The organism is Bradyrhizobium sp. LHD-71, from assembly GCF_031157255.1.
GTDB lineage: Bacteria > Pseudomonadota > Alphaproteobacteria > Rhizobiales > Xanthobacteraceae > P52-10.
Genome location: NZ_JAVIFX010000021.1, coordinates 94,658 through 121,449 on the forward strand (window position 1 = coordinate 94,658; position 26,792 = coordinate 121,449).

The window sequence follows — 26,792 nt, forward strand, 5'->3', positions numbered from 1 at the left end:
TCCTCGTCTCAATTCCTCAACGGCACGGCTTCAAAATCACCGCCGACCAGCGCGAAATGCACCGGATCGGAGAACCGGATCTTGAACTTCGCGCCCTTGGCCTTGACCAGGCCGAGATTGTTGACGCGCACATTCGGCGACGATCCTTGCGGCCCGATCTCGCGCAGCCATTCGTTCGACCAGGAAATGCCGAGGTCTCGTGATATCGCTATGCTGACACGTGGGTCCGTTTCGATCGGATCGGCGCCCGGCGCGATCCCGACCGCTGCGGTGACGAACAGGTCCAGCCGGTTGATGCGCAGACCGTAGGGAAAACTGCCTTGAGGGCCTGTCTCGATCTCGGCGATCAGCGGCTCGCCGGCCTCTCGATGCGCCGCGCTGTCGACCTTGTAGATATTGCCGCTTTTCGCATCGCCGCAGAGCCAGTGATCGAAACCCTTGAACAGCAGCGAGCCGCGCCACCCTGACCTGTTATAGCTTTGGCGCTCGTGCCAACGCTGCAGGACGACGTCATATTCCCAGGTCCAGTCATCGCATTGCACGACGACGAAAGGATGCCCCTGCGTGACATAGACGGAGATTTGCAGCGTATCCTTGTTTGTGACCGCCTCGATCAGCCGGTCGAGATCAGGCGGGCTGATCTTGGTCGATGCGTATCCGTCCAACTGCCGCACCGTGAAATCGTCGGCGATGAAGAAGATGCCGTAGCCGAACCCCTCCTCATGTCCGCCAATGGCGTACGGGCCGACGATGCCGCGATCATGGGTCGTGATCGGCGAAAACGGAAAGCCTGTCGCCTCGCCGTTGATACCCCAGAACTCGATCGAGGCGCTTCCCGCCGCGATCAGCGTATCGCCGCGCGCCAGCACGCGATAGAGCGTGTCCGGCCTGCTCTCTGCTGTAGCCGTATCGAGCGTGTTGATTGCGGTCGAATTCAATCCCGACGCGCGCATCGCGCCGTTGCCGTAGCCGAAGATGAAGTAGCCTTTGAGGAAACAGACCGAGTTCGGTGCGCCGACATCCGCATCCGGATAAGTCGACACCGCCGACGCGGTCGCGACGAATGCGCCGCTGTCCGGCGACACGATCACGAGGTCCGGCGTCGTGCGGTTGTTGCGCGCGAAGAACACCGGATCAGAGCCGGTCAGCGCGCCGGAGAGATCGCTTCCCGCGCCGCCTGCGGCCGTGTGCGCGCTCACCTTGCCGGACCAGGCCGTGTAGATCAGCGAACCGAGCTGAATACCGCCCCGGAAGTTCTCCTCGTTCGTCGTGCCGAAAGGGCTGAGCCCAGGGCAACGCACCAGCTTGAACGCGTTCGGCCCCGCCTCACCCAACGATTCGGCAAAGCAGTTGATCAGGCGTCCGCCGCTCTCCTGCGGCTTCTGACCGGGCATCGATGTGGTGGGAAGGACGAGTGCTGGCATCAGTAGTACACCGCCTTCAGTGGTTCGCGGGTCGACTTCGTTGCTGCCATGCGGCGAAGCAGGGCCTCATTCTCTGCTCTCATCTGCTCGCTGCGCTGCTGGCCGAACGACGGCGCCGCTTCGTTGGCGAGCAGTCGCGCCAGGGCGAGGAAGTATTCGGACTGGATGGCGTCGCTGTCGCCGATGTCGACGACGTCGTCGAGCGCAAGCTGCCGGATGAGCGGATCGAGCAGGTTGTCGATGGTGGCTTCGTCTTCATCCGACAGCGACTGTCCGGACGGCAGCACGCCGAGCTCGGTGGCGGCGCGCTCGATCAGGTCGGTGCGGGTCTTGGTGATGTCGGGCATGGAGATGGCTCAAGGGAAAAGGCATGACAGGCGCGGCGCGCGGGTCTGCGCACGCCGCGTCCGTCCCGCGTTACGCCACCGTGGACGACGCGAAGTAGCCGGTGACGACGCCGTGATCCTTCAGTTCGTCGCGATCGGCAGTGCCGGAGCCGAACTGCATCTTCTCGATGCCGTAGATGGCTTCGATCGCGACGCCGTGCTTGTCGCCGTAGTCGAACGTCTCCTGCTTCGACACCCAGCGTTTGGCATAGGCCGCACCGATCGCCTGCGCGCCGCAAAGATAGACCGGCACCACCGTGTCAGTGCCGCCGGCGCCCTCGCCGGTGTAGGTCGAGGAGTCATAGAGGCCGTGCGCCTCCTTGATGATCATCCCGTCCCACAGAAGATCGCCGCCTTTGAACAGGCGCTCGTTCTCCATCGCCAGCGACACTTCCCGTTGCGTGGCGGTGATCACGCTGTCGTTCTTCAGGTCGCGGAACGCGAGCGGATGCGCGTAGACGACATAGAGATGCCGGCCGTTCTTCTCGGAACGAATGGGCCGCACCTTCGGGTTCGCCCGCGTCAGCGCCTTCAGCTTCATCGCCGAAAGGGCCGCCGCGGTGAGGATGTCGGCCGTCGCATCGAGCTGGTCCCAGCCGGCCGAGTGGTCGGTGCCGGCGTATCCGGACGCAAAGTAGACGCGGTCCGCGTTGTCGGCGAGCCAAGCGTCACGCTGTGCCTCCGGGCTCGTCGCCAGCGCGACGCCGTTGATCGAGGCAAGCGCGCGCTCGATCAGCTTCTCGGTGTCTTTCAGCGCCCACTCCTTCAGCGTGTGCTTGGCGGCATCCCGAAGCGAGATCGCCGAAAACTGCTCGTCGATCTCGGCGAAGCGGACGCCGTTGCGGCGCTTTGTGATCGCCACCTCGAACGAACGCGAGGCCATGTCCTCTTCATTGCCTTCCAGCACGTCGCGGCCGGTGACGGCGTCGCCCGTCAGCTTGTTCACCAGCGCGAAGTTGATGCGGTCGCCCGGCTTCTTCGCCAGGTTCTCCTTGACCTGGATGATCGAATTCTCGTTCGTGCCCATCTCGCTGGAGTAGCGATTTTCAGTCAGGTATTCGGTGAAGAACTTGTCGTCCCACTGCTCCACAGTGAGACCTGCGCCAACCAGAGAGTCAGCCATGTGTGTCGATTTCCTTTTCGATTGATGATTGCCGACAGCCGAGACGAGCGTGATCAGGTCAGAGCGATGCGACTAACTCCGTCATTGCGAGCGAAGCGAAGCGAAGCAATCCAGTCTGAGGTCGCGGCAAATGCCGCGCTGGATTGCTTGGTCGCTTTGCTCCTCGCAATGACGGTCTAGGCAGCGCCACTTACTTGACTACGCTCAGCCCGGCCTTCTGCGATCGAAGATGTCGTTGAGCGATGCCGGGCCGGACCAGGCCGGCCCGCGACGGCCACCCACATTGCGGGCACCGGCGAGGTTGGAGGGCGTGAGCGGAAAGCGCGGTTGCGCCTGTCCGTCACCGAGTTCGGCCAGGATCCTCTCGCGCAGCTCGGCCTCGACCCTGGCCTTGTAGGCCGCGGGGTCGTCGCCGATCTCGGCACGAGCGACCTGGCGCTGATGCCACCGGACAGCTTCCGCGTAGCGGTTGGGACTACCGACGACGCGCCGGTAGTCCGCAGGATCGAGCCGTCCCGATTGCAATGCACCGATGAACGCCTGCTCGGCTTCATCCACCGTCCCTTGCGTGAAGCGGTGAACCGCATTCTCGCGGGCAAAGGAATGCAGCGTCTGATTGATCCGTTCGAACGCCGGCGAGACGGTCTGCGCCACCTCAAAGCGCGTCGCCGCTTCCGGGTTGTCGAAAAAATCAGGCGGAGCCGGCGGCGCCTGCCGCGGCGTCACCGCCTCGACAAGCTGCGCCATGCGGGCATTGGTTTCACCGAGCTGGCGGCGGAAGTCCGCGACCTCCTCGCTGTAGCGGCGCGACCGCTGCCGTTCGGCATGCAGCGCCTGATGCGGGACCATGCGCGTGGCCCCGTCACCTTGCGCCTCCGCCGCATCGGCTTCGGTCGCCCCCTCGGGCCAGCCTTCGCTTCGCTGCGCGTGAAGGCTTTCGCCTTCCCCTGCCTGCGTCGCGTCGGCCTCGGTTCGCTCTGCGGTCTGTTCGGACACGGCTTCGCCGCCTCCGGACAGGATGCTGTCCAGCGGTTCTCTGTTCAAAGTCTTTCCCTGTGAAGATCACAAACGCCCGTTGCCCGGCGGCGGCTTCCCGGCTCTGCGCGGCCGGGATCGCGAAACGCCCGTCATGTCAGGCCGGCGGCGCCCGCTGTTTCTCTGGCGAGAAAAAGCAAAGCCCGCGAAGCCTTGCGGCCCGCGGCGGATTGTTCGGATGCTGGTGTCTAGCAGGCGATCTGCTGGACCAGCAAAAGGAAAAAAGCGGGCCTGTGCAGATCCTGTGAATATCGTCCTTCAAAATGATGGCGAGCAAAGCCGCTTCGAACACGTTGCGTCACGCTTGCCGGTCACCGCCAAAGCGACCTGTTGGAGCGAACTGCTTGCAATCCGGCCCGCCGTTGCGTGCTTCCCCAACACCCCCTATCCTGGATACAAAGTGTCATCTGAAGGCATGCAACATCCAGCCAGAGGTGATCGGATGACCTTGATGCTCCGAGGCGCTCTTCTCGCCACACTCCTGCTCACGGCGACATCCTCCGGCACCCGTGCCCAGGATCCTCCACAGGCGAGCGGCGACCTTACGTTGTTCGAGAACGTGCGCATCTTCGATGGCAAGAACGCGACGCTCTCCGCACCCTCCAACGTTCTGGTACGCGGCAACAGGATCGAGACGATCTCGCCTCAGCCCATCGCGGTCGATCGCAGAGCGGACACCCGCATCATTGATGGCGGCGGACGCACACTGATGCCAGGCCTGATCGACGCCCATTGGCACGCGATGATGGTGCGGGTGACTCCCGCACAGGCGTTCGGTGACGTCGGCTACAACAATCTCCTCGCTGGCGCCGAAGCGACGGACACGCTGATGCGCGGCTTCACCACTGTTCGCGACGTGGGCGGCCCGGCGTTCGGTCTCAAGAGCGCCATCGACGAGGGCACCGTCGCCGGCCCGCGCATTTATCCATCGGGCGCCGTCATCACGGTGACGAGCGGGCACGGGGATTTCCGCCAGCTGACCGATCTGCCGCGGACGATCGGCGGCATGCTCACCCGCATGGAGCAGCTTGGTGGCAGCATGGTCGCGGACAGCCCTGACGAAGTGCGCGTGCGCACACGCGAGCAGCTCATGCAGGGCGCCTCGCAGATCAAGTTGACGGCTGGCGGCGGGGTGTCGTCACCCTTCAGTCCGATCGACGTGACCACCTTCACCGAGCCCGAGTTGCGCGCCGCGGTCGAGGCGGCCGAGAACTGGGGCACGTACGTCGCCGCGCATGCATTTACATCGGCTGCGATCCGCGGAGCTGTCGCGGCTGGCGTGAAGTGCATCGAGCACGGCTTCCTGATGGACGACGCAACCGCCAGACTGATCGCCGAGAAAGGCGTCTGGCTGAGCATGCAGCCACTCCCCGAAGACTTGAGGCTGGGCTTTCCTGTGGGCTCAGTTCAGCGGGCAAAGGCGGATGAGGTCTGGCCCGGCATCGCCAGGTCCTATGAACTTGCGAAGAAGTACAGGATCAAGACGGCGTGGGGCACCGATGTGCTGTTCTCGCCGGCGCTGGCGCGGCAACAAGGGGCCATTCTGGCCTCGCTGGCCCGCTGGTACACCCCCGCCGAGGCACTGGTCATGGCGACCTCGACAAACGCCGAGCTGCTGGCACTGTCCGGAAAGCGCAATCCCTATCCGGGCAAGCTCGGTGTCGTGGAGCAGGATGCACTCGCCGACCTGCTTCTCGTCGATGGCAATCCTTTGGAGAACATCAACCTGGTGGCAGATCCCGGCAAGAATTTCCTCGTCATCATGAAGGACGGCAAGGTCCATAAGAACGCCTTGCTTAAGTGACCCTCCGGTCTGCGCGGTCATCCCGCGCAGCATGCCCTCAGGCCGGCGATCAGAGCCGGGCGGCCTGTGAATATTGTCCTCCGCAGAGGGCATTGTTTCGTGGTGTCGTCGCTCTTATTTATCTTTCCATGGAAAGAAATGAGGTATATTCTTTCCATGGAAAGGATAGGTCATGCCCACGGCTCTCGCGCCGAAAACACCGACGGAAGCTGCGATCGTCACCAAGGCGCTGGTTCGCGCGTCCGCCAACCTCAGGCTTGCCAACACCGTGCTCGGCGCGGTTGTCGGCCTGTCGGAGGCGACCATCTCCCGGATGAAGAAGGGCGCCTATGTGCTGAGCCCCGGCGACAAGGCCTATGAGCTGTCCGTGCTGTTCGTGCGCATGTACCGCTCGCTCACCGCGATCGTCGGCGGCGACGATCAGGTCGCACGCGCCTGGCTCGACAACAAGAACACGGCGCTGCACGCCAAACCGATCGAACGCATCCAGACCGTCAGCGGCCTCGTCGATGTCATCAATTACCTGGACGCGCGACGCGCTGCTGTCTAGTGCCAAGCGGTTGGCCGGCGCCTGCTGGCGCGTGGTCGAATCGCAAAGCCGGGGCATCACGCTCAAGCTCACCGACACGCTCGAGGAGCAGCTTGTGCTCGAGCGTGTCATCGAGGCGACGAAGCCGCCGGTGCCGGAAGCCGCAAGGCATCTGCACTACCTGCTGTTCACGCCGTTCCGCTACAGCCCCTACCCCACCGCCTCGCGCTTCCGCCGTGCCGGCGTGTCTGCGGGCGTGTTCTACGCGTCCGAGCATTCGGAGACGGCGATCGCGGAAACAGTGTTCTACCGATTGCTGTTCTTCTTCGAATCACCCGGCACGCCGTGGCCGAAGAACCCGTTCGACTTCCGCGCGTTCGAAGCCCGTTTCGATGCGGCGCGCGCATCCGACCTGACAGAGCCGCCGCTCGATGCACACCACCGGCACTGGACTGATCCGGTCGACTACACCTTCTGCCTTTCATTTGCCGACACGGCACGCGAAGCCGGCATCCAGGCAATCCGCTATCAATCGGTGCGCGATCCGCAAGCACGCGCCAACCTCGCCCTGCTCGATGTCGCAGCGCTCGTGCCGGCGCAGCGCTTTGCGGAGGAGACCTGGATCCTGCATTTCAGCAACGCCGGCGTGCGCGCGATCTGTGAAAGCCCGAGACGGTCGCTCGCCTTCGACCGCACGACGTTCGTTGCTGATCCACGCGCCAAGGAATGGCGCTGGGAGCGATGACGCTGTTAGTGAACTGATTAGAGAATTGGCAACCACGTTTCTTCACAAGCTCGTAACGATCGCGCGCCCGCGGAACATTCGGGGTTGGCGGCCTGTTTGCCCGCACTGTTTTGTTTGCCCTTAAACTGTTCGCACACGGGAAGATTTTTCGATGAAAACCCAGACGCTGATCAGAACAGCTTCCGCGCTCGCGGTTCTCGCTGCCGGTTTCCTCGCCGGCCAGCCCGCTGAAGCCCAAAGCGCAGTTCGCGAGCCGAACGGCGCGATCCGCTTTTACGACCAGTACGGCCAGGACCGCGGTTATGCCTGGTGCCTGCGCCGCGGCGGCCGGCAGTGGAGCGGCTCGTCGGATTGCAGCTACTTCACCTATGCCCAATGCCAAGCTTCGATCATCGGCCCCATGGGCGGTGACTGCACGCCGAATCCGTTCGCGGCCTATGCGACCGTGCCGCCGCCGGGCACGCGCTGGCGCTGAGTTCGCTCAGAACAAGCCGGTCCCAACTGGGCGGCCTCTCGTCATCAGGCTTGGCGCGCTGCTCGTGCTCGCCTCGCCCGCACCGCCGACTCTGACACCTCCAGCCTCCCCACGGGCGCAGTTGTCGATCCTCTCCAAGCAGGCTGCCCGCCAAGATTTTCCAGGAGCGCCGCTGTCTCGTCATTCTAAAAGCAGCATCGGCCTCTTGCGCTTCATGACAACTCCAGCGAGCAAACTCCGCGCGGAGCAGCAGGCGCAGCGCAGTTCTGCGCACTTTTGAACGGAACGACAGCGGCTCTCTCACGGAACATAGCAAGTCGCGCCACCGTTATCTCAGACACTCACTGTGTGATTGGAGGAGAGGTCATGCGTGAGGTTGATCCGAACACGCGCGAACGACCGCTCGCGCACCAGATGGTCGAGGATTATGTACCACGCGACTGCAGTACCAGCATGATCGGCACGCTCAGCGTGCTCGCCCTCGCAATCGTGCTTGGCTCGCTGTTCTGGAATATTGCCAGCACAAATCGCGCCGGCGATCCAGCCGGCACGGTCCCTCGGACCACCGAACATCGCGCCAGCCCCGGCGCTGCCGAACACTGATAACAGCACGTCGGGTTGTAGCCAGTTCGCCCGCTGCGCTCGATTGACGGTGAAGATCCTACGGGTTGCCTTTCGCAGTGACATGAAGCGTGTACAGCGTGTGGCCCGAATCATCCAACACCTCCATGCGCCACTCGGTGCCGGGCAACAGCTTGCCATCCAGATCTTTGAGAGACTGCCCGGCCGAGATCGTCGCCTCGTGCCACGCCGCAAACCGGTCCGGCAGTTCTTCGCCGATCTCATCGACGTAGCTGTCTGCGCCGTTGTAGACATTGAAGAAGAATTTGGCCATGCGAGCGAATGCACCATCGCTTTTGTTGGTTCCCGGAACGATGCGCGCTGGTCGTTTATTAGCCTTTACTCAGCGCAACCGGCTACTGCCGTCCCCTAGTCAGAGCGGCCGAACGCTGAGCTATCGTGCCATTGACCCGCAGCACCGTCCCCAAGGCTGCGGGTCCTTTTTTGCGAACAAGCCAAAAGTTCCTTGCTGAATGTTTGCCGTCTTGGGCAACTTCGCGCAGCGTCGCGACTTCTCCGCTGATGGAGAAGAACCATGAGTGACCACGACGAAAAGGTTCGGAAGCTTAGGAGGCGAAGCAGCGAACAAACCTCAACGATGAGCGAGCTGCTCGTGACGCGCCTCCTCGAAGACGTCATCGAAGAGTTGCAAGCCGAAGTGGATAAAACCAAGGAAGAGAAGCGTTCACCTGCAGCTCGTCACCGACGGCCGCCTTCCACGTGAAGCGCACGCGCGCATCCCCAAGCGCGCTTCCCGACGAATTCAGCGCGATGCCCGGTCTGCGCAAGGCGTCGCCCTGCGTCAGCAGGAGCTGGCGAATTTTCTGATCGCCTACGCGTCGGGCTTCGAGCCCTGCGATTCAATCCAGCGCTTTGCCTCGGCATAGCTGCGCCATTGCGCAATTTCTTTCATCACGGCCCGATACTGCGCGCAGGTAGGTGGCAGATTAGCGGCTTCGAGTTCTCGCTGCCTATTCCGCAGATCAATTTCGTCGGCCGTCAGGTAGGTCGCCTTCGGAATACGGCGCATGACCCTTTTCCTCCGCTTGCGTCCACAACGCGCGCCCACGCCACCTAGATCAAGCACTCCTGCCCCGGATCGTTCCTTGTCCGAGTCCGAAACACCGCGACGTCGGGTAGAGCGCGTGACGCTTCCGCTGCTGGCGGTCAACCTTACCGCAAGGCCAGGGAGAGGAGAACAATGAATAGCGTCGTGTATCCGATGGCCATGATGAGAAGATAGGCCTTAGCGGTAAAATCACGGGTACGCATACGCAACTCCCGGAATTTCAGCCCCACCGAAGATGCAAACCAATTTATTAATAGTTTAAGAATGCCGCCTTCCCCGGCCGCGGCCGAGCACGTCGATGTCTCTTCTGTGCTATTGTAGACATTGAAGCTGCTTGGATCCCGATGCGACGGCATGCCAAGGACTCTGCGCTCAAAATGCCTGATCTCAAGAACAAGCTCGACAAGCTCCTCTCCGAAGCCGCCGAATGCCAGATGATCGGCAGCCTGGCTGCCGACGCTGCGAAACGGGCGGCATATCGTGAGAGAGCGGATCAGTTCCGCGACTTGGCCGAACAGGTCCGCACACAGATCAGCGCGCGCCCGCGCAGGAATATCGAATTCCTGCTGAGCAGGCCGGAAAGTGCCGCAAGCTGGTTGCTGAACTCGACGATGCTGACATCAAAGCCGACCTGCTGATGCTCGCCGCAGAGTTGGAGCAGACTGCGAAGCGCGAGCGGGCGGTGAGTTGTATTCCTGTTTCAGGCGTTGCGCACAGAAGCCGCCTTTCACGGCAACTTCCACCGTCGGGTAATTGCGGTGCATCAAATCTGACCGTGCTCAGCCCACTATTCTGGACCGTCGTCCATCAAATCGTGGCGGTGCGGCATTGGCCTGGGCGGCACACACACACTATTGGATGCTCCAGACCGGTGCTTCGGTATGGCTGACGACGAGCGACAATCGCCAGCCACTGCCACCAGCCGGCGCTGAGCTACCCATCGTTCTCGGCGATGCTACGCTCATCATGAGCACGGTGCTCAGCTCGTCGCCGTCGGCGATTGTCATCGAGCTGGACTGCGCCCATCTTCGCCGTCTGACACCGGCCCGCGGCCGTTCGGCAAACCCCGCCAGTTTTCCGGGCTCCGAGTGGATCGTGCAGTTGCGGGTCTGAAGTGGCGCAATGCCCGGCCGCGCCGTCGGGCCGCCGGACGCGAACCGTTACGCAGTGACGGCGATGGTCTGCACCGATGCTTGCGTGATGATCACCGACATTCCGCGGCCACTCCGGAGGAACAAAGAGTTTCCAGCCAAGGTTGTCCGACACCTAGAAAATGGAGGACAACCATGGAAACTGAATCCCGGGAAACGGCCGGCCTGATCGGCAGCGACAAGGTTGAAGGCACCGCCGTGTATGGGTCCGACGGCGACAAGATCGGATCGATCGAGCGGGTGATGATCGAGAAGGTGGGGGGCAAGGTCGCGTATGCCGTGCTCAGCTTCGGCGGCTTCCTCGGCATGGGCGACGATCACTATCCGTTGCCGTGGCAGTCGCTGACCTACAACACCGAGCTCGGTGGCTACCAGGTCGCGATAACCAATGACGAGCTGAACAAGGCGCCGCACTACGGCAACAACGACAACTGGAACTGGGACGACCGGTCCCGCGTCCGCGCCGTCAACGAGTACTACGGCGTGCCTTTCCCCGGTTACTAAGGGGGACCGGCCCGCTCGGCATTGCTGAGCGGGCCTTTTCATTAGCATGCATGCCCAGCCGAACCGCCCGTCGTCGTACGAAAAGGGCGGAAAAATCCGTTGCGCCGCGGAACGTCCTGGCTTCTCACTGCAGTTGTTATACGGATAGCGCAGCGAAGGCTGACCGCTATCGCCTGCCCTGCTCACGGAGCGGGCGAGAATCGGATACGATAACAACCATCCATGGAGGGTCATGATGGACGATCCAAAAGACGATCCGAAAGAGGACCACCCCACTCCACCCGCCACCGACAGCAAGAAACCTGTCGTTGACCAGATCACCGACGTGATCGCCGCCGCCGCAGGCCAGATGACCGAGTCCGCGGTCAGGGCCGTCGCCAAGCGCGCGACAAAAGCGGTTTCGAAGCGAACCCCTGCGCCCGTCAAGAAGGCGGCGAAGAAAGCTCAAAAGGCGGTCAAGGCTTCCAGAAAGAAGACAGCGAAGAAGACTGCAAAGAAGAAGACGGCCAAGAAGAAAACTTCCAAAAAGCAGACCGCCAGAAAGATGGCGCCCAAGAAGCAGTCCAGGCGAACATCCAAAGCATCCGCGAAACGGGCATCGAAGGCTTCCGCGAAGCGGCGGACCGTCAAGACAGCGACTAAGAAGTCTCGCGTTAAGAAGAAATCGAGACGCTGACACCTCCCATCAACAACCAAAGAGGAGCACCATGGCGAAGAGATCCACCGCGAGCCGCGTCGCATCCACAGTGAAGAAGGCAGCAAAAGCGACCACAAGCGCTGCCAGATCGGCTGTGCGAAAGACGAAGAAGACTGCGCGGAAGATGATGCCTGGCGCGGCAAAGAAGACGAAGAAGAAGAAAAAGGCCAAATCCCGGAAGGCCAAATCCCGAAAGGCCCGCAGGTAGCATTCGCCACGGACTCGAAGGCCGGCACGCGGCAGGAATCAGGTTTCTCGATCCGGCTGCGTGCCGTCGACCATGTCATCGATCACCGCTTTGGCCTCGCCAATGGCGCGCTCATAGTTGGTCAACGCATCAACGACCATGCGTGTGGCGAGGTTGGCGTTGGGCGGATAGATCAGCAGCTTGATCTGATCTCGGCGCCGCGTGATCTTGACCACGTGCTGACGATGCACAATGCGCTCGATGAAGCGAAGTTTATCGTCGTCGGCGGCCACAACGCGTCTTTCATCCTAAAAGTCGATTGCGATTCTAGTGTCGTGGATCAGAAATTCGCACCATCGTTGCCGCGAGCCCAACGTGCGAATTTCTAATCCATAACGACACTAGAATCATAAACTTGCTAGTGTCCTGATCGAATCCGAAGTTCGCTCTGAGCTCGCTGCAAAGTATGGCGAACTTCGGATTCGGGACACTAGTCGGCATTTGGCGACGCCGCCAGAGGCCACGGGCGCGGGCGGCCGCCTGACGGCCGCCCGCCCCTCCTGCAACCGCCCTCCCCGGGAACGTTGCCAGTCGCGCCGGAGTTGTACCGGACGACAACTCGGCGAATGGAGGAAGCACGATGCCCGAACTCGATCCCGACGATCGCGATCGGCCGCTCGAGCCCAGAACGCCCGATCCCCTGATGGGCGACCGCAACAGCGGCATAGGATCTCTCGGCATGGTCGCGGCGGTGGCGTTCGCAATCCTGGTCGGCCTGTTCTTCTGGACCATGGCCGACAATCGCCTCGCGACAAACACGTCGCCCGGCATGACGACAGGCATGTCGCCAACCACGCCGGCGCCGGCTCCGCCACCGAGCAAGGATGGCAGCACGCCTCCGGTCTCACGCTAGCTGAGCTGAAGGTTGTTCCGCTGATGCGACCGGCATCGCCGAACCGGATTCTGTTGTCGGTGTCAGCGCTTGCTTCGAATGTCATTCAATTCCGAGTATTCGCTGAAAGCGCAAATCAGGAGGAGAGTGATCTGCTGCAATGCGCAAGGCGAGCGTCGTCAACACCGGCGCAAGGCTGGCTTTGACGTCGTCCGCGCGAGCCGTTCGCGAGGACGCCCACCCAGGAGGCGATGATCATGACTGCGACTGACCCTGTCCCTGTCCCGTCGATGAGCAGAGTACTCAGCGACAGCGGCATCCGCTGGGGATGGCTGCTGGCGCTCGGCATTCTCATAACCGTGCTCGGCATCCTTGGCCTTGGCATGACGTACTGGCTGACCATCGTCGCCGTGTTCTGGTTCGGCGCGCTGGTCATCGTCGCCGGCGCGGCGCAATTGATCGATGCGTTTCACCACAAGGAATGGAGGAGCCTCGCGCTGCACGCGATCATCGGACTGGTCTATGTGCTCGCCGGTCTCGTGATGGTGGCGATGCCGGTCTTTTCCGCCTTCTGGCTGACGATCTTCCTCGCGGCGTCCCTGCTCGTCGCGGGCATCTTCCGCAGCGTGATCGCCTTCCAGGTGCGCGAAGCCGGGCCTCTCTGGATCACGATCCTGATTTCGGGCCTGATCTCCGTGGTGCTGGGCTTCATGATCTTCGGAACGCTGTCGCATCCCTCGGCCGAAGCGCTGACGACGCCCGCCGGCCAGGCGGAGTGGATCAGGGGCTGGGGCTGGATCATCGGTTTGTTCGTTGCGATCGAGCTGATCATGGAGGGGGTCTCCCTCATCCTGCTTTCGCTCGCCGCAAAGCCGGCCAAGCCCGAGACCCCGGCCGGAGCAATTGCGGCTCATTAAGCGAGCCGCAAAGCTTCCGGACCAGCGGATACGAACGTCAGCCGCGACGCGCCTTCTCGATCGCGGCGACGTCGATCTTCTTCATGGTCATCATCGCATCGAATGCGCGCTTGGCCTCGGCGCCGCCGGCGGCCATCGCCTGCATCAGCACGCGCGGCGTGATCTGCCAGGAGATGCCCCACCTGTCCTTGCACCAGCCGCATTCGCTCTCCTGGCCGCCATTGCCGACGACAGCGTTCCAGTAGCGGTCGGTCTCGTCCTGATCATCCGTGGCGATCTGGAACGAGAAGGCCTCGTTGTGCTTGAACACCGGACCGCCGTTGAGGCCCACGCAGGGGATTCCGGCGACCGTGAACTCGACCATCAGCACGTCGCCCTGCTTGCCGGACGGATAGTCTCCGGGCGCACGGTAGACCTTCCCCACCGAGCTGTCAGGGAAGGTCTCGGCATAGAAGCGGGCAGCAGCCTCGGCATCCTTGTCGTACCATAGACAAATCGTGTTCTTGGCCATTGGCTGTCCTTTCGCTTGAGTTCACTTGTCACCACACCGCATGACGACTTGAAGCCGGCGTGACGTGAAACGCTGCTGATCGTCCGCTTCGCGAGGCGCGGAAACTATCACGACCGAACAGCAGGTGAAAAGATCGACGCTGCGTTGTCGCGCTGGATCTGCCGGATCAGTTCCCGGCACCGCCAGCGTGATCTGCTCGAACGACAAACGAATTCAAAGGAACGATCCGGCAAACTTGAAAGTTGAAACGGCACCACGGCTCCAGCCGCCGCTTGCCCGTCCCCTAGCACTCAACTGGCTGGGGCCGTGGTACCTACCGGTCCGGAACGGCAAAAGATCGGACGAAGGGCGGAAGCGATGCATGGGAAACAGATAGAGCCTGACGGACGTCATTCACCTGAGCGCGCGGGACATCAAGGAGCGCATCAGGCGGCTGCAGGAGCAAGCCTCCAACCTTGCGCCAACCAGCGAGCGGCATCAGGCGATCACGAGGGAAATCGCGCGCCTGCGCATCTACGCAGAGACGAAGCGCTTCGTGTCGTAGCGGCCGCTCTGCTTTCGTTCTGAGGAACGTTACCGGCGAGGCGATGTTTAGCGTTTGGCGTCGTCCCCATAGCCGTTCGAAGAACGGCGTCGCTTCGCGCGCATGACGACGGAGGTCAGCACGCCGTAGACGCCTGTCCCTGCTGCGGCGAAGCAAGTGAGGAGAGGACGTGCATTTTCAGCGGAGCAACGCAGATGCCCAAACGGAAGCCGCCGTTAACACCTGACGAATTCCCGTTGGAAGCTGACGAGGAAAAGGTCAAGACGACCGACGGAAAGACGATCGCGGAGGCGGATTCGGAGGCGACGGCCGACGAGATCGCCGACCGCCTGAACGAGCACCACGACAGGGAAGAAGAAGACCGCTGGTCGGCGTGACGCGCCGGCCGCGCGGGCTGTCGATGCGCGACCGACGGACTGCCTGCGAACCGCATTCGGCGGGTCCGGCGATCATGTCCGACATCATCGCGCTTGCGCGTTTGCGTCGAGGCGCACGCGCCGGCGAAGCGCCCAGCAAAAGAAACACCCGCGCACGCGCGTTCGTTCCTGCGACTTTGCGTCATCATTGAAACGTTTCCGCGTTGAGGAACGCCACGGTTCACCGCGTATTGACCCGTAGCGAATTGTTCGCCTTGCAAGGAGGAAATGACAATGACGAAGAAGTTCTTTGCCGCAGCATTGCTGAGCACGGCCGTGATCGGTGGCGCAGCCTACGCGCAGACCAGTCAGCCGAGCACGGCGCCGGCGGCGACGCCTTCCACCAGCGCTGCAACCGGCACATCCGCCGACCAGAAGATGGCGTTGAAAGGCAACTGGCGTGCATCCAAGCTGATGGGTCTCGACGTCTACAACGACGCCAACGAGAAGCTCGGCGACATCAGCGAGCTGATCGTCGACAAGAACGGCAAGGTGCAAGCGGTGGTGATCGGCGTGGGTGGCTTTCTCGGCATCGGCGAACACGACATCGCCGTGGGCATGGACAAGCTGAAGTTCATGGAAACGCCGGCCCGCACCGCGTCCACGACCGGCACCGATCGCCCGGCAACGACCGGCGCGACAGGCTCCGGCACGACGCCTGCGCGCGACACGTCCAGCGCAAATGACTGGGCGCCGGACCACGCGGTGATGAGCGGCACCAAGGAGCAGCTCAAGGCGATGCCGAAGTTCAGCTACTCGGACTCCAACTGAGCGTAACGTCTCCACACTGCGGCAAGGGCCCTCGACAACCGTCGGGGGCCTTTGCACGTCCCCGTGCAGCGCAGCCCGTTGGCGAGACCGGCTTGCGCAGCCGTATAATGCGGAGGAACCATCTCGGCGACGTCAAGTTGATACGCCACCGAGGATCCAGCTCCGCCGCGCTTCCCTTGCCCGTCCCGAAGCGCCAGCCGGCTGGAGCCTCGCCCTGATGGCCTCGACTCCCGCCCGAGCGAAGCGCGGCGGGGCATCTCGCGGCCCTCGGCTGCAGAAGCGTTAGAAGCAGTGGGGCGTGAACGATCAGGGAGGCAGCCATGCGTTCCGTCCCACCAGACATCAACCTGACTGCCGACGAGATCGAAAAGCGCATCAGGCAGCGAGAAGAGGATGCCCGGAGCCTGGCGCCGACCTGCCGGCAGCATCAGGCCATCACGGAGGAAATCCTGAGCCTGCGCCTTTATGTCGAGACGAAGCGTCTGGTCGAGACGAAGCGTCTGGCCGACACCCAGCGATCGAAGACACCGCGGCGAGACGATTGAACGTTGCGTGTCGTGGACACGAAGGCCTGCTTTCCGGGTCCAACCAACAGGACAGACTGATGTCGGAACGGCGAGAGCTCTATCGTAGTCCAAATGGCGACTCATGGTTTCTCGGCCGCGAGCCGACGAATGGCCGTGCCTTCATCATTCATCAGCCCAACGCGCCCTCCGGCGGCCGCCTCTCCCACGTCGAGCTGGGCGAGTTCTTGCGCAGCGGAGACGGCCCGGAACGACAAGCGCTGCTCCGCTTGATCGGCACACTTGTGGACGTGCCGCCCTATGCCTAGCTCGAAGCGCTCTTCTCGTGATGGGCCTCCGCCAAATGCGGAGCATACATTCCTCGAGCTGCCATGGTGCAGGGAACATCGTCACCACGGACGCGTTGATGAGGCGGCCGATCCGACGGCGATGCCTGCGCGAGCGAAGAGCGTTGCTGGACCCGCACGCATTTGCGCGCGCGACAGGGTCCTTCGGATCGGCCGGCTTCCGCCGCATGACCGCTTGCGCGTCCGATCAAGTCTTTCCTTGAATGCGTGTTCTCGATCGCGTCCGGCTGCTGGCGGACGACGCATCGCCATTGTGGGGCTCAACGGCCTCGGTCATCTTGCTCGGCGCTGGCGCCTGTCGGGCCGGCTTGCGCGACGGCTGCCAGATCAGCTCCCCGGCCTGGACATCCGGCCTGGCCGCAGGACCGTTCGATGCGTTTGTCTCGCCCGAAGACAAAAAGAACCATGTCCCAAGCGCGACCAGTGCAAGGGCGAGCACGATCATCAACGGCTCGCCCGCGCCTTCCATCGGACGCGCAGATTTGCCGGGCCTTCGTTCAGGATATCGCATGCAGCGTCAACGCGCGACGACGCTCCCGGTTCGGCCGTGCCGGCTCTCTTTCGCTAACCAACATGTCCCGCGGCACGTTTTCTTCGCGGTTGTGAACCGAATGAACCGGCGGTTGCAGGAACCGCGGCCGCCGGGAATGGACCATGACGAACGAGCGACAGGACGTGCCGCACGTCGGAGCCTCCCGGCCGGCAGGCCTTCAGTCACCGTGATCGCAGGATCCGGCTGATCGTTCGTGGGGAGAGCAGGAAGCGCTCGGTGTCGCCGGTGCTCACCGTCGTTTCTTCACCGGCCGGCGCCGGCTCTGCATCGGTCCGCGCCGGGCAGAACACGTTCAGCGCGGCCGGTCGCGTGCGGTAGCGCAACGGCGTGTTGATCCGTTCGACCTCGCCGTCAAACGCAACGAGCAGCCGCCGCTTGCGCGAGCTGATCACCAGCTCCTTCACGATCAGCGTCCGCAGATCGCGTTCGGCCTCGAACAGGCCGAGCATGCAGCGCAAGGCGAGCCACGCGAGCGAGACTGCGCTGCGCGGTCGGGCGATGTGAAGCGAGAGCGTTCCCGACGTGAGGTCGTGCCGACGGCCGAGATCGAAGCCGGTCAGGTTGTACTGGTTGTTGCCGACGAAAAGGCAGGGGCTGCGATGGTCTTCCACGGTGTTGCCAGCCTTGATGTGGAGCCGCCGCATCGGCAGGTAGCGCGCCGCGCGCGCGGCGGCGAACAGCATGGCCACCCACTTCCAGAGCCCGCGGCGCCGCCGGCGCTCGCGATCGATGACCAGGAACGGGTAGACGCCGATGGAAGAGTTGTTCACGAAGACGCGCCCGTTCACCTCTGCAGCATCGACCGCGGTCACGTGGCCCCTGGCGATCACCTCGACCGCCTCGCCCAACTCCCGCGGCAGGCCGACGTCCTTCGCGAAATTGTTGAAGGTGCCGAGCGGAATGATCCCCATCGGCACACCGGTGTCGGCCAAAGCTCCTGCGATGGCGCCGATCGTCCCGTCGCCGCCCGCTGCAATGACGGCGTCCAGACGGCCCGCGAGGGCTTCGCGGCAGGCATTGCCGGCCTCCAGAGCAATCGACTCCGGCGTCACCGCGCGAATGTCAGCCGCGATGCCATGCGCCGAAAATGCGGACGCGAGCACGTCGCTCAGCGGCTCGCCGCGCGCGGCGGAAGCCGAACCGGCCCCCGCATTGAGCAGCACGCGCAAACGCTGCGGCGGTAGTTCGGGCTGCGGAGCGGCTGGCGTGGACGACGGAGGCATCAGCGCGCCTGCCGCGGACGGGACACGGTGTCCTGCCGCCTCCGCTGCCGCGATCCGATAAAGACCCAGCAGGCGACGGCCCAGCTCGCGCCGATGCACCAGCCGCCGAGGATGTCGGTCGGATAGTGGACGCCGAGATAGACGCGGCTCGTGCCGATGAGAAGGATCAGAAGCAGCGCCAGCGTAAGCAGGTAGCCGCGGATCGGACGGAACGTCGCCGAGCGGCTCGCCAGGATCGCAAGCGTCAGATACGTGCTCGATGACACCGCCGCATGGCCGCTCGGAAAACTGGCCGTGAAGACCTCGACCAAGGGACCGACGAGATCCGGGCGCGGGCGCGCGAAGCCGAGCTTGATCAGGCTGTTGATGACGATGGCTCCGAATACGGCTGCGAGCAGGCCAAGCGCGCCGGCGCGATCGTTCCTGATGAGCAGAACGCCGGCCACCCCGGCGCAAAGCATGCCGAGCACGGTGAAGCTGCCGAGCGCCGTGACATCGCGCGACGCCTCCCGGAGCCAGGCGGGACCGACCACTGTGCCTGGATCGCCGGGCACGCGAAAAGCCAGCATCAGCCAGCGGTCGAGCGCCGTCTCCTGCTGAATGAACTGGGTTGAAATGACGAGGAAGACGAACAGCGGCCCCGCGATGCCCGCGGCCAGCAACCACGCGCGAACATCCGGATATTCCCCTCGATGGTCTTCTGGCATCCGCCTCGCTCAGACCGGGACGGGTGCAGCGGCGGATGCCGGCACAGGCACCCGTGTCCGGTCGCGGTTCTCGCTGACGTCGAGCACGATCGCGGACTGCTTGCAGGTGTCGCACGCGAAGCGCCGCGGCTCCTTCAAGATCATCTTGCTGTTGCAGGCCCGGCAGTTCATGGCGCCGGCTCAACGTGGGACCGTGGCATCAGTTCCACTTTGCCCGCATGACGTCGCTCGCGGCGAATTGCCACCTGCAGCTTAGACGGCGAACGGTCCGATGCGCCGGAATGCGGTCTCTGATCGCGGCAGCGGCACGACCGAGGCGTTGGCGCATCTGGCGCAAATGAACTTCGCCTGCCGGACGAAGTGTCCGACCTCCCCCTCCGCGAGCGCCATCGGCCATGCGCTGCACTTCGGACATCTGGGCAGATAGGGGTCTGGATTGTTCTCCATGGCTACATCTTCGTTCGCAATTTCTAGGGGAGCTCACGCCTGAAAAAAGGCGCGTACGAGATTTGCAATGGTACGCCGTCGTCGATGGAGAATCTAGGACCGGCGACGAAGTTCCAGCGTGGCGGAACGATTGCGCGCATCATGCCTTTGATTCCTTTTGGAGGCAACGAATGGCACAAGCAGCATGGAAGCGGCCCGGCTCGCCGATCGGCAAGAAGGGACCGCGCAAGGCCAATCCGAAATACAAGCGCCACGCGCGTCAGCCCTGGAGCGCCAGCGAGGTGAAGCAGCTCCGCTCGCTCGCGAAGGCGAACACCCCGACCGGCGTGATCAGCCTCAAGATGCAACGTCCGCCAGGCGCCATCTCCAGCAAGGCGCAGCGCGAGGGCATCTCGTTGAAACCCATCAACCGCTCGCCTTACAACCGGCGAAAGAAAACGCGCCGCTAGGCGCTCGCGCCGCCTGCGTTGAGCCGGGCACGAAACGATACTCAACAGAGCTATTCGGCAGCGCTGAGCAGCCCTGGTTGCCTGGGGTCATATGGTCTGCACTGCAGATCGACAGCCGGGTGCGGCTCCAGGCTATGAACAGCGTTGAGATAGCGCTGCGAGATGCTCTTCAACACACGCGGCTCACGGAGTTTGTCGCCATCGCATTCGCTGATCAGAGTAATTTCGTTCAGCGTGCCGACGAACGCCATTTCGTCCGCGAAGACGAGCTCCGTACGCTCAATGGGCCGACGCTCGAACGGTATGCCCATGGTCTTGCAAAGCTCTTCGATGATATCGACCGTGATGCTCTCCAGCGCACCTTCCCACCAGGGTGGCGTGATCACCTTGCCATCCCGCACCACGAGAATGCATGACCCGATCGACTCCGCCACCCGACCGTGTTGATTCAGCAATATCATCTCAGGATAGCCTCGCGATCGGCCTTCGACCTTAGCAAGACGGGTCACCTGATAGTTGCTGCTTGTTTTAATGCGAGCAGGTAGTGCATTGTCCGCCCCGCGCTGCCACGTGCTTACACCTGTTGTAATAGAGGTGGGCATGTTCATGACATGAAACGCGGTGAGGACCAGGTTGGACTTGGTCCCCTCGCCCCAATGCCCTTCCTCTACGTAAAGCGTAGCCCGCGTCCACATGCTGCGGCCGGGCTCATACATTGTCTGAACCAGGGAGTGGTTTGCATCGATCCACTCCTGACAGGTCATATCAAAGGGAATATGGAGGAATTTGGCCGAGCGTTTGAGCCTGGCCCAATGCCGCGGCAGCGCCAAAAAACCGAAGCTGCCATCGGGTTGCCAGTACCCGCGCAAACCCTCGAAAACGTTGAGCCCTCTTACGACCGCTTCGCTTGAAACATGGAAGCGAGCCTCTTCCCACACAGTAATACCGCCGCCAAACCAGACATACTTTGGCTTCTGCAATTGAACCATGTTCCGCCCCAGCGCGGCAACGCGCAGCCCGCGCGCTCGACGGCGTTTATGGATTAAGCTGCCGCCTGTCGACTCCCGCGCGTGCAAAATATTGCGCTCGCGAAAAGTGAGAGTTGAGGAATCTCAAGTCAGCTGAGAACTTCCCGTCGATGTCCACCGCCGCAATGTCGTCTCGGACGTTCCCGCGCCTCGTCCGAATAATCCGCGCATCTAAACCGGGTTACGCGAAGGGATGGAAATCAGGCCTTTCCGCCAAGTTCCGTCAAGTATCGCCCCTAAACTGATTGATTAATTGTCCCGGATGGCATTCCCTACCATGATACGGACGACGTCCAGCCGAGCGACGCTGGCGCCTTGGCGAAAGTCGCAGAATGAACGGTAGGAAACGATAGGAAACGTCGGGGACGACAATGTACAGCGGCACTCAGAATCGGGGTTTTGGCAATCGCACAAGAATGCGGGCGTGGAAGGTGGCGGTCTTGATCACCATAGGTATGGCTGCCTTGGTCTACATCGCCTACCAGACAAAAATGGCTATGCCCTGAGCGATCGACCCACACTTCAGGCAGACGAAAGGGGCGCGATGCGCCCCTTTCGTTATTCGGAGTAAGACTCCGCCGGTCAGTCGACCACTTCCACGACCTTGTGTTGCTCCGGATCGATGAGAACGATCTGGTCGCCGACCGTCAGCATCCGGTAGGACGAAAGCTGCGGATTGTCGCGGGCTAGCTCCTCCGGCACGGCCTGCAACTGCAGGCAATTGGCATCCAACGCACCGCCCGGCTGGGTCGAGCCGGTGGTGCGAACCGCGGACCGCCTCAACACCTCGCGCTGTTCATGCGAGATCACGACGCGATCACCGCCGACCCGCGCCGAGGCCGTGCCGCTCGGACCGGACCGCCGAATGACGTCGACGACCTCACGCCGGCCCGGTTCGATGATGACGATCTCGTCCTCGACCACGGTGTATTCGTAGCCGCGATATTGCGGCACGATCTCAACGATGTCAGGCGGCAACGGCCGCCCGCGCACATCGCGCGGCACCCGCGCGCCGATATTCACGTCAACGTTGACGTTCGTGCGTGCGTCCGACCGTTCGCGCTGCAGGCGATCGATGACGCGTGTCCGCTGCTCTTCGTTGATGTCGGCGGATACGGACGTGCCGTCCCTGCGCTGAGCCTGATCAGTTGAAGGCGCCGTGCCCGGCTGTTGCTGGCTCTGCTGTGGTTGCCCGGGCTGCTGCCGGACGCCCTGCTGCTGTCGCGCGTCTGCCGGCTGACCGGTCTGGCCTGTCTGGCCTGCCCGGTTGTCCTGGTCCCGCTGCTGATCGCGGGTCTGCTGCTGCTTCTGATCGGCGGGCTGCCTGCCGTCGCGCGCCGGCTGATCCTGCGTTTGCTGCGTGGAGCCTTTGGCGCCTGGCGCTGTGCGATCGCGCTGGTCCTGGCTCTGCTTTCGCTGCTCGGCAGGCTGCCTGCCCTCGCCGCCCTTCTGGTCCTCGCTCTGTTGGGTCGGCCGTTTGCTGTCACGCGCTGACGGGTCCTCGGCCTGTTTGCGCTCATCCATTGCGCCTGCTTTTGGCGCGGGCTGCTGCGCGCGATCCTGCGACCGTTCGGACGCTCCCTTGTCGCTTGCAGCCGGACGCCCGGTGTCCTTCGACGCCGGCGACTGCATGCGCGGACTATCGTCGCGCTGCGCGGGACCTTGTGTCTGTGCGATCACGGCGCTTGTTCCAAGAGCGAGTGCGACCGCAGTGGTGCCAAGCCATTTCATCGTCGTCATGAGTGGTTCTCCTCCATTGTACCGCCCGTCCGCGTGAACGCCCGGGCGACGGTGAAGGTTCATGGAGCTTTGGCAAAACGCGCGCCGTTCGCCGCAACGTAGGCGCTTGCGCAGCGATGAAGCTTTGGGTTGAAGACGCCGGCGTCTCGTGTGGCGCTGATGTGGCGAATGCTGATGCTGCTTGTGACGCTGCCGTTCATTTTGGGTTCAGGGACGCAACGAGGGAACGAAACATTCGCGCGAAGCCGGCGACGCGGAGGACCATCCGTCGCTGCAACCCTGTCAGGTGATTGACACTTCTCGCGCCGGCGCAGGCAACCGACCCGCGCAGCCGCGCGTTTCCCCCAGGATGGAACAGACCTATTTGCGGTGGCTTCCGAATCGGCCGCAGCCGCGTGTTGTGCGCTACGGCACGACCGCGCTCCTGGTCGGTCTCTGCTTCGTTCTGTTTGCCGCTCTGCACGAGCGAAACGGCATCATCGGCTTTTATCTTATGTTGCCGGCGATCTTCGCCGCTTCGGTGATGTTCGATCGCGGGTCGGGCATTTTCGCCGTCGTGCTCAGTTGCCTGCTGCTTTATCTTGCTCTGCGGCACACCGGCAGCATCGCGCTACCGGCCGAACTGGTGCTTCCTTTCGTCATATTCGGCGTGATGGCGCTCGGGCTTGCGGTTGTCAGCGAGGCGTTTCGCACGGCCTGGGAACACGCGACCATCGCGGAGCGGCAGAAGGACCTGTTGCTGAGCGAGCTGGGCCATCGCACGCAGAACAACCTGGCCATGGTCATTTCCGTGCTGTCTCTGCAGGCTCGCTCGAAAACAAGCCCCGAGACACGCGCCGCGCTCGCGAACGCGGTGGCGCGCGTTCAGGCCATTGCCAGCGCGCATCAGCACTTTCAGCCGGTGAGGCAGAATGGAAGCGTGGAGATGCGCTTATATCTGGAGGAGCTTTGCCGGCATCTGGGCGACTCGCTCCGCGACGTCCGGCCGATCGCGATCAAGGTCGAGTCCGACGCCGTGCACCTGCCGACGGAACAGGCCGTTCCGATCGGTCTCATCACCAATGAGCTCGTCACCAACGCGTTCAAGCACGCATTCCCGGACGACCGGAGCGGCACGGTTCGGGTGATCCTCAAGAAGACAACGACGTCTCTGGTTCTGGCGATCGAGGACAACGGCGTCGGCTGTCCAACGGACAGGCAGGAGCACATCGGCTCGCGCCTGATACGTCTTCTTGCCGAGCAGCTTGAGGCCAAGCTCACCTATGAGGACGCAGGACCCGGATGTCGCGTCCGCGTGGAGTTCATTCCCAGGTACGCGGTCGCCTGAGCGCGGAAACAATCGAATACTCGATCTCCTCCACGAACCGATCTTCACTGGACAAACGGGAAAGACGTTCGCGTAGATCGCTTTCAAATGCCTCTTGTAAATCCCCCAACACCACATGCGACGCGAAGGAGGTCGAGCCGAGGTAACCGACAATGCTGTCCGCGGTCCACACGTGAGGCTTACAGATTTCCGTCACCTTGATATCGGCAAAGGGGGTCTGCGCAAGACACTCTTGATGCAGGGGAGCGGCCTTGAATACCCCGGCGCCAGCCCGTCGCTCCTCACCGAGCCAGTCTTTGATCGTTCCGATAACGACCTGATGCCAGGGTTGCCGGCCGCTCCAGAAACTCGAAGGTGAGACGGCAACCAGACCGCCCGCGGGCTCGATCAGCTTGTGCAAGCGATTTGCGACGAAGACACGCTCCATCCAGTGAAACGACGCGCCGAAAATGGCGAGGCGAATCGGAGCTACATCGCTCGGCAAATCCTCGGCTCTCAAGTTCAGGAAGCTTACATTGGCGATGCCCTTGTCGCGCGCGACGCGTTCGCCGATCTTCAGCATCTCCCGATCGGCGTCGATCGCAATGACTTCGTCAAACCAACAGCTAAGGGGCAGAGCTATCTGTCCCGTTCCGCAGCCGCCGTCGAGCAGGCGCCCACAGCCGTCCAGCCGATATTCATTGACGATCCAGTCGAATACTTCCTGCGGATAAGGCACGCGGTAGCGCTCATAGTATTCGGCCGCTCCGAGGAAGAGATCGCTCGCCTGTTCCATTGCTTCAACGCTTCTCGAAAAATGGCTCGAGTTGGTACCCGACAATATCACTCTGTTAACCGCCCATCCGAAGTGCCAGCTAACCGTGGAACGCCGGAAATTACAAATGTCACCTCCGCAACTTCGGCATTGGGCATGGACGTGCCGACGCTGAGACGACAATAGTTGATCATCCAGCTAGAAACGATCTACGGATACCGTCCTCGGCGAGGGAGGCTGCAACGTCGTGGACATCAGGATATAGACTTCGCGACTTACGCTCCGGCGAGAAGGTGCCACGCTGGTGCAGGCGCTCGCCAACGCGAGTTCCTTTGTCATTGAATCTTCATCGAAGGAGCCGGAACGGTCTTGAAGGCCCGCAAGTTCGAAAGGCCATGACCCAGCGAACTCGAAAGTCAGGGCTGTACAAGTTGTTTCTCGCGACCCTTCTCGCCGTCGCTGTTTTCGGCATCTTATATAGCGTTGTCGGCGGCAACTATTTGTCGCTGCATCGGGAAGTCGCCGATCGAGGCCGTTCGCCGCGTTGAGGGTTCGGATTTTGAAGCAGCAACGAAGGAAGGGCCGAGCCGTGCTTCAGGAACCAGCTCCGCTGGCTGAAGTTATCTCTTCATGGCAGCACAGCCCGCGCAAACCCTGGAAGAGATTGAAGCAGAGATAAAGGCCTGCCGGGAGCGCGTCGCGAACATGCGGCCGAGCCTGGAGAAGCAAAAGATTCTAGCGCACATGGCCATGCTTCGCATTCGCGCGAGCGCTCATCGGTGGTTTCCCAAGGGACCAAAGCGCGACCATCAACTCTAATTCGTATCGGGGTGCCGGTGCACGATCGGCTTTTGGTGGGGAGCCCGTCACGCTTGCGCCTCGCTTTCTGACGACGTGCCTTTCCGGGCTTGAGGACCTTTGATCCCCGAACGGTGGGTTTAAGCGTGGGAATAGGATAAGGAGGCCGCCAACTGAGGCGGCCTCCCGCTTGCGTATTTTGGGTTTCTGACTTCGACGGGCGCCAACCTTTAGCGGGCGTCGTTTACTTCTGACGGCGAAGGCATGTGCCGAAGGTCGCCCGTCAGTTTGACGAGCCACAACTTCAGTTCGATTAGCCTGCGCTTCTGCTCTTTGGTCAACTTCGACACCCGAGGTATAAACGCGCGTCTCTAACCGCCGTGTCCAAGAATGCCCGCCATATGCCCTCGCAAGCCATTCCAACGCTCATCACGGAGCGCTTGACCCTCCGCGCACCTGTCGCCGGGGATTTCCCGGCCTATGCCCGGCTTCTTGCCTCCCCGCGGGCAAAGGGCATTGGCGGCCCCTACGCTCAACGGGCGGCGTGGGGGAAGTTCTGCCATGGAGTCGCGTGCTGGGACCTGTTCGGGCACGGGGCGCTGATGATGGACCTCCTTGCCACCAGTGAGTGTGTGGGCCTCGTCGACATCAGCCACGGCCCGCTGTTTCCGGAAAAAGAACTTGGGTGGCTTGTCTATGAAGAGCATGAGGGTCAGGGATACGCGACGGAGGCCGCAGAGGCGTTACGGGACTGGGCTGCGTGCGAGCTCGGCCTCTTTGGCCTCGTGAGCTACGTGGACCCAGAGAACCGCCGTTCGATCGCCGTTGCAGAACGCTTGGGTGCGAGGCTCGACCCAGGTGCGCCGAAACAGGATCCAGGCGATCTCGTCTACCGGCACCGGGCCCAGCCCAAGCCGCAATAAGGGCGCGGCCGCAGCCGGAAATGCCCAGGTCGTCTGCACCTTACCCGCGGCCCTCCGCCGGATGGATACCCTTTCGCGGCCGCCTGAGCGATTGATGATCGGAGAGGTCAGTCTCAACAAGATCCGTCAACTCTAATTCCCGTTCGTCGCTTCGAGGAGACCGTGAGACTG

Annotated in this window: 35 protein-coding genes; 19 read left to right on the forward strand and 16 right to left on the reverse strand. The window is 62.6% G+C overall.

What is annotated here, in order from left to right; all coding sequences use genetic code 11:
• Positions 1-8 precede the first annotated feature (8 nt).
• From RCO31_RS22515 to RCO31_RS22530, 4 genes are all read right to left on the reverse strand, one after another.
• Entirely contained in the window at positions 9-1,424 is a 1,416-nt protein-coding gene (locus RCO31_RS22515; RefSeq protein ID WP_308970745.1) for a hypothetical protein, read from the reverse strand.
• The gene (locus RCO31_RS22520; RefSeq protein WP_308970746.1) at positions 1,424-1,771 is read right to left on the reverse strand and encodes a hypothetical protein; all 348 of its coding nucleotides are present in this window, start codon (positions 1,769-1,771) and stop codon (positions 1,424-1,426) included. The genes RCO31_RS22515 and RCO31_RS22520 overlap by 1 nt, the downstream gene beginning before the upstream one ends.
• 70 nt (positions 1,772-1,841) lie before the next feature.
• Positions 1,842-2,933, reverse strand: coding sequence for a N4-gp56 family major capsid protein (locus tag RCO31_RS22525; protein ID WP_308970747.1), 1,092 nt, complete (start codon positions 2,931-2,933; stop codon positions 1,842-1,844).
• 204 nt (positions 2,934-3,137) lie between these two features.
• On the reverse strand, positions 3,138-3,977 hold the full coding sequence (locus RCO31_RS22530; protein ID WP_308970748.1) for a hypothetical protein: 840 nt from the start codon (positions 3,975-3,977) through the stop codon (positions 3,138-3,140).
• A gap of 433 nt (positions 3,978-4,410) precedes the next feature.
• Between RCO31_RS22530 and RCO31_RS22535 the strand changes: the two genes are divergently transcribed.
• From RCO31_RS22535 to RCO31_RS22555, 5 genes are all read left to right on the forward strand, one after another.
• The gene (locus tag RCO31_RS22535; RefSeq protein WP_308970749.1) at positions 4,411-5,772 is read left to right on the forward strand and encodes an amidohydrolase family protein; all 1,362 of its coding nucleotides are present in this window, start codon (positions 4,411-4,413) and stop codon (positions 5,770-5,772) included.
• A 172-nt stretch (positions 5,773-5,944) separates the two neighbouring features.
• Positions 5,945-6,322, forward strand: a complete 378-nt coding sequence (locus tag RCO31_RS22540) for an MbcA/ParS/Xre antitoxin family protein (RefSeq protein WP_308970750.1) — start codon at positions 5,945-5,947, stop codon at positions 6,320-6,322.
• Positions 6,282-7,046 carry an RES family NAD+ phosphorylase gene (locus RCO31_RS22545; protein WP_308970751.1) on the forward strand — a complete coding sequence of 255 codons (765 nt, stop codon included), beginning with the start codon at positions 6,282-6,284 and terminating at the stop codon, positions 7,044-7,046. Before RCO31_RS22540 ends, RCO31_RS22545 begins: the two co-directional genes overlap by 41 nt.
• A 151-nt stretch (positions 7,047-7,197) precedes the next feature.
• Positions 7,198-7,521 carry a DUF3551 domain-containing protein gene (locus RCO31_RS22550; RefSeq protein ID WP_308970752.1) on the forward strand — a complete coding sequence of 108 codons (324 nt, stop codon included), beginning with the start codon at positions 7,198-7,200 and terminating at the stop codon, positions 7,519-7,521.
• A 366-nt stretch (positions 7,522-7,887) separates the two neighbouring features.
• A complete protein-coding gene (locus tag RCO31_RS22555; protein ID WP_308970753.1) occupies positions 7,888-8,124 on the forward strand; it encodes a hypothetical protein in 237 nt (78 codons plus the stop codon).
• A gap of 58 nt (positions 8,125-8,182) precedes the next feature.
• Here the strand turns inward: RCO31_RS22555 and RCO31_RS22560 are convergent, their stop codons facing one another.
• A complete protein-coding gene (locus RCO31_RS22560; protein WP_308970754.1) occupies positions 8,183-8,416 on the reverse strand; it encodes a DUF6894 family protein in 234 nt (77 codons plus the stop codon).
• A gap of 261 nt (positions 8,417-8,677) precedes the next feature.
• Between RCO31_RS22560 and RCO31_RS22565 the strand changes: the two genes are divergently transcribed.
• Positions 8,678-8,866, forward strand: coding sequence for a hypothetical protein (locus RCO31_RS22565; protein ID WP_308970755.1), 189 nt, complete (start codon positions 8,678-8,680; stop codon positions 8,864-8,866).
• 108 nt (positions 8,867-8,974) lie between these two features.
• Here the strand turns inward: RCO31_RS22565 and RCO31_RS22570 are convergent, their stop codons facing one another.
• On the reverse strand, positions 8,975-9,172 hold the full coding sequence (locus tag RCO31_RS22570; RefSeq protein WP_308970756.1) for a hypothetical protein: 198 nt from the start codon (positions 9,170-9,172) through the stop codon (positions 8,975-8,977).
• A gap of 416 nt (positions 9,173-9,588) precedes the next feature.
• On the opposite strand from RCO31_RS22570, the gene RCO31_RS22575 reads away from it, so the two are divergent.
• The 4 genes from RCO31_RS22575 to RCO31_RS22590 all read left to right on the forward strand — a co-directional run bounded on the left by RCO31_RS22575 (position 9,589) and on the right by RCO31_RS22590 (position 11,542).
• Entirely contained in the window at positions 9,589-9,849 is a 261-nt protein-coding gene (locus RCO31_RS22575; RefSeq protein WP_308970757.1) for a hypothetical protein, read from the forward strand.
• Between the two features lie 220 nt (positions 9,850-10,069).
• Complete coding sequence (locus RCO31_RS22580) at positions 10,070-10,324, forward strand: hypothetical protein (RefSeq protein WP_308970758.1); 255 nt, start codon at positions 10,070-10,072, stop codon at positions 10,322-10,324.
• Positions 10,325-10,497: 173 nt separating this feature from the next.
• Complete coding sequence (locus tag RCO31_RS22585) at positions 10,498-10,866, forward strand: PRC-barrel domain-containing protein (RefSeq protein ID WP_308970759.1); 369 nt, start codon at positions 10,498-10,500, stop codon at positions 10,864-10,866.
• A 235-nt stretch (positions 10,867-11,101) separates the two neighbouring features.
• Complete coding sequence (locus RCO31_RS22590; protein ID WP_308970760.1) at positions 11,102-11,542, forward strand: hypothetical protein; 441 nt, start codon at positions 11,102-11,104, stop codon at positions 11,540-11,542.
• Between the two features lie 9 nt (positions 11,543-11,551).
• Here the strand turns inward: RCO31_RS22590 and RCO31_RS22595 are convergent, their stop codons facing one another.
• Together RCO31_RS22595 and RCO31_RS22600 are read right to left on the reverse strand one after the other, a co-directional pair.
• Positions 11,552-11,734 (reverse strand): hypothetical protein, encoded by a 183-nt coding sequence (locus RCO31_RS22595; RefSeq protein WP_308970761.1) that lies wholly within the window; start codon positions 11,732-11,734, stop codon positions 11,552-11,554.
• Between the two features lie 75 nt (positions 11,735-11,809).
• Positions 11,810-12,043: a hypothetical protein gene (locus RCO31_RS22600; protein ID WP_308970762.1), complete on the reverse strand. Its 234-nt coding sequence runs from the start codon at positions 12,041-12,043 to the stop codon at positions 11,810-11,812.
• 347 nt (positions 12,044-12,390) lie between these two features.
• Here RCO31_RS22600 and RCO31_RS22605 point away from each other — a divergent pair, with 347 nt between their 5' ends.
• Positions 12,391-12,663 (forward strand): hypothetical protein, encoded by a 273-nt coding sequence (locus tag RCO31_RS22605; protein WP_308970763.1) that lies wholly within the window; start codon positions 12,391-12,393, stop codon positions 12,661-12,663.
• 236 nt (positions 12,664-12,899) lie between these two features.
• Complete coding sequence (locus tag RCO31_RS22610; RefSeq protein ID WP_308970764.1) at positions 12,900-13,559, forward strand: DUF308 domain-containing protein; 660 nt, start codon at positions 12,900-12,902, stop codon at positions 13,557-13,559.
• 37 nt (positions 13,560-13,596) lie between these two features.
• Here RCO31_RS22610 and RCO31_RS22615 read toward each other — a convergent pair whose 3' ends face one another.
• Entirely contained in the window at positions 13,597-14,070 is a 474-nt protein-coding gene (locus RCO31_RS22615) for a VOC family protein (RefSeq protein ID WP_308970765.1), read from the reverse strand.
• Between the two features lie 738 nt (positions 14,071-14,808).
• Here RCO31_RS22615 and RCO31_RS22620 point away from each other — a divergent pair.
• The 4 genes from RCO31_RS22620 to RCO31_RS22635 all read left to right on the forward strand — a co-directional run bounded on the left by RCO31_RS22620 (position 14,809) and on the right by RCO31_RS22635 (position 16,633).
• Entirely contained in the window at positions 14,809-14,991 is a 183-nt protein-coding gene (locus RCO31_RS22620; protein WP_308970766.1) for a hypothetical protein, read from the forward strand.
• 273 nt (positions 14,992-15,264) lie between these two features.
• Positions 15,265-15,801, forward strand: a complete 537-nt coding sequence (locus RCO31_RS22625) for a PRC-barrel domain-containing protein (RefSeq protein ID WP_308970767.1) — start codon at positions 15,265-15,267, stop codon at positions 15,799-15,801.
• Between the two features lie 320 nt (positions 15,802-16,121).
• Positions 16,122-16,346, forward strand: coding sequence for a hypothetical protein (locus RCO31_RS22630; RefSeq protein WP_308970768.1), 225 nt, complete (start codon positions 16,122-16,124; stop codon positions 16,344-16,346).
• A gap of 59 nt (positions 16,347-16,405) precedes the next feature.
• Positions 16,406-16,633, forward strand: a complete 228-nt coding sequence (locus RCO31_RS22635) for a hypothetical protein (protein WP_308970769.1) — start codon at positions 16,406-16,408, stop codon at positions 16,631-16,633.
• A gap of 753 nt (positions 16,634-17,386) precedes the next feature.
• Here RCO31_RS22635 and RCO31_RS22640 read toward each other — a convergent pair.
• The 4 genes from RCO31_RS22640 to RCO31_RS22655 form a co-directional block, all read right to left on the reverse strand.
• Complete coding sequence (locus tag RCO31_RS22640) at positions 17,387-18,448, reverse strand: diacylglycerol kinase family protein (RefSeq protein ID WP_308970770.1); 1,062 nt, start codon at positions 18,446-18,448, stop codon at positions 17,387-17,389.
• Positions 18,448-19,155: a phosphatase PAP2 family protein gene (locus RCO31_RS22645; protein ID WP_308970771.1), complete on the reverse strand. Its 708-nt coding sequence runs from the start codon at positions 19,153-19,155 to the stop codon at positions 18,448-18,450. The genes RCO31_RS22640 and RCO31_RS22645 overlap by 1 nt, the downstream gene beginning before the upstream one ends.
• Before the next feature lie 9 nt (positions 19,156-19,164).
• Positions 19,165-19,326 carry a hypothetical protein gene (locus RCO31_RS22650; RefSeq protein ID WP_308970772.1) on the reverse strand — a complete coding sequence of 54 codons (162 nt, stop codon included), beginning with the start codon at positions 19,324-19,326 and terminating at the stop codon, positions 19,165-19,167.
• 81 nt (positions 19,327-19,407) lie between these two features.
• Positions 19,408-19,602, reverse strand: a complete 195-nt coding sequence (locus RCO31_RS22655) for a hypothetical protein (RefSeq protein WP_308970773.1) — start codon at positions 19,600-19,602, stop codon at positions 19,408-19,410.
• A gap of 170 nt (positions 19,603-19,772) precedes the next feature.
• Here RCO31_RS22655 and RCO31_RS22660 point away from each other — a divergent pair, with 170 nt between their 5' ends.
• Positions 19,773-20,051, forward strand: coding sequence for a hypothetical protein (locus RCO31_RS22660; protein ID WP_308970774.1), 279 nt, complete (start codon positions 19,773-19,775; stop codon positions 20,049-20,051).
• Positions 20,052-20,101: 50 nt separating this feature from the next.
• On the opposite strand, the gene RCO31_RS22665 is transcribed toward RCO31_RS22660, so the two are convergent.
• Entirely contained in the window at positions 20,102-21,040 is a 939-nt protein-coding gene (locus tag RCO31_RS22665; RefSeq protein WP_308970775.1) for an aminotransferase class IV, read from the reverse strand.
• 621 nt (positions 21,041-21,661) lie between these two features.
• A complete protein-coding gene (locus tag RCO31_RS22670; protein WP_308970776.1) occupies positions 21,662-22,819 on the reverse strand; it encodes a DUF1236 domain-containing protein in 1,158 nt (385 codons plus the stop codon).
• A gap of 400 nt (positions 22,820-23,219) precedes the next feature.
• On the opposite strand from RCO31_RS22670, the gene RCO31_RS22675 reads away from it, so the two are divergent.
• A complete protein-coding gene (locus RCO31_RS22675; RefSeq protein ID WP_308970777.1) occupies positions 23,220-24,146 on the forward strand; it encodes a sensor histidine kinase in 927 nt (308 codons plus the stop codon).
• Here RCO31_RS22675 and RCO31_RS22680 read toward each other — a convergent pair.
• Positions 24,121-24,921, reverse strand: coding sequence for a class I SAM-dependent methyltransferase (locus tag RCO31_RS22680; protein WP_308970778.1), 801 nt, complete (start codon positions 24,919-24,921; stop codon positions 24,121-24,123). The two genes, RCO31_RS22675 and RCO31_RS22680, sit on opposite strands and share 26 nt — an antisense overlap.
• Before the next feature lie 1,178 nt (positions 24,922-26,099).
• On the opposite strand from RCO31_RS22680, the gene RCO31_RS22685 reads away from it, so the two are divergent.
• Positions 26,100-26,621, forward strand: coding sequence for a GNAT family N-acetyltransferase (locus RCO31_RS22685; protein ID WP_308970779.1), 522 nt, complete (start codon positions 26,100-26,102; stop codon positions 26,619-26,621).
• The last annotated feature ends 171 nt before the right edge of the window (positions 26,622-26,792 follow it).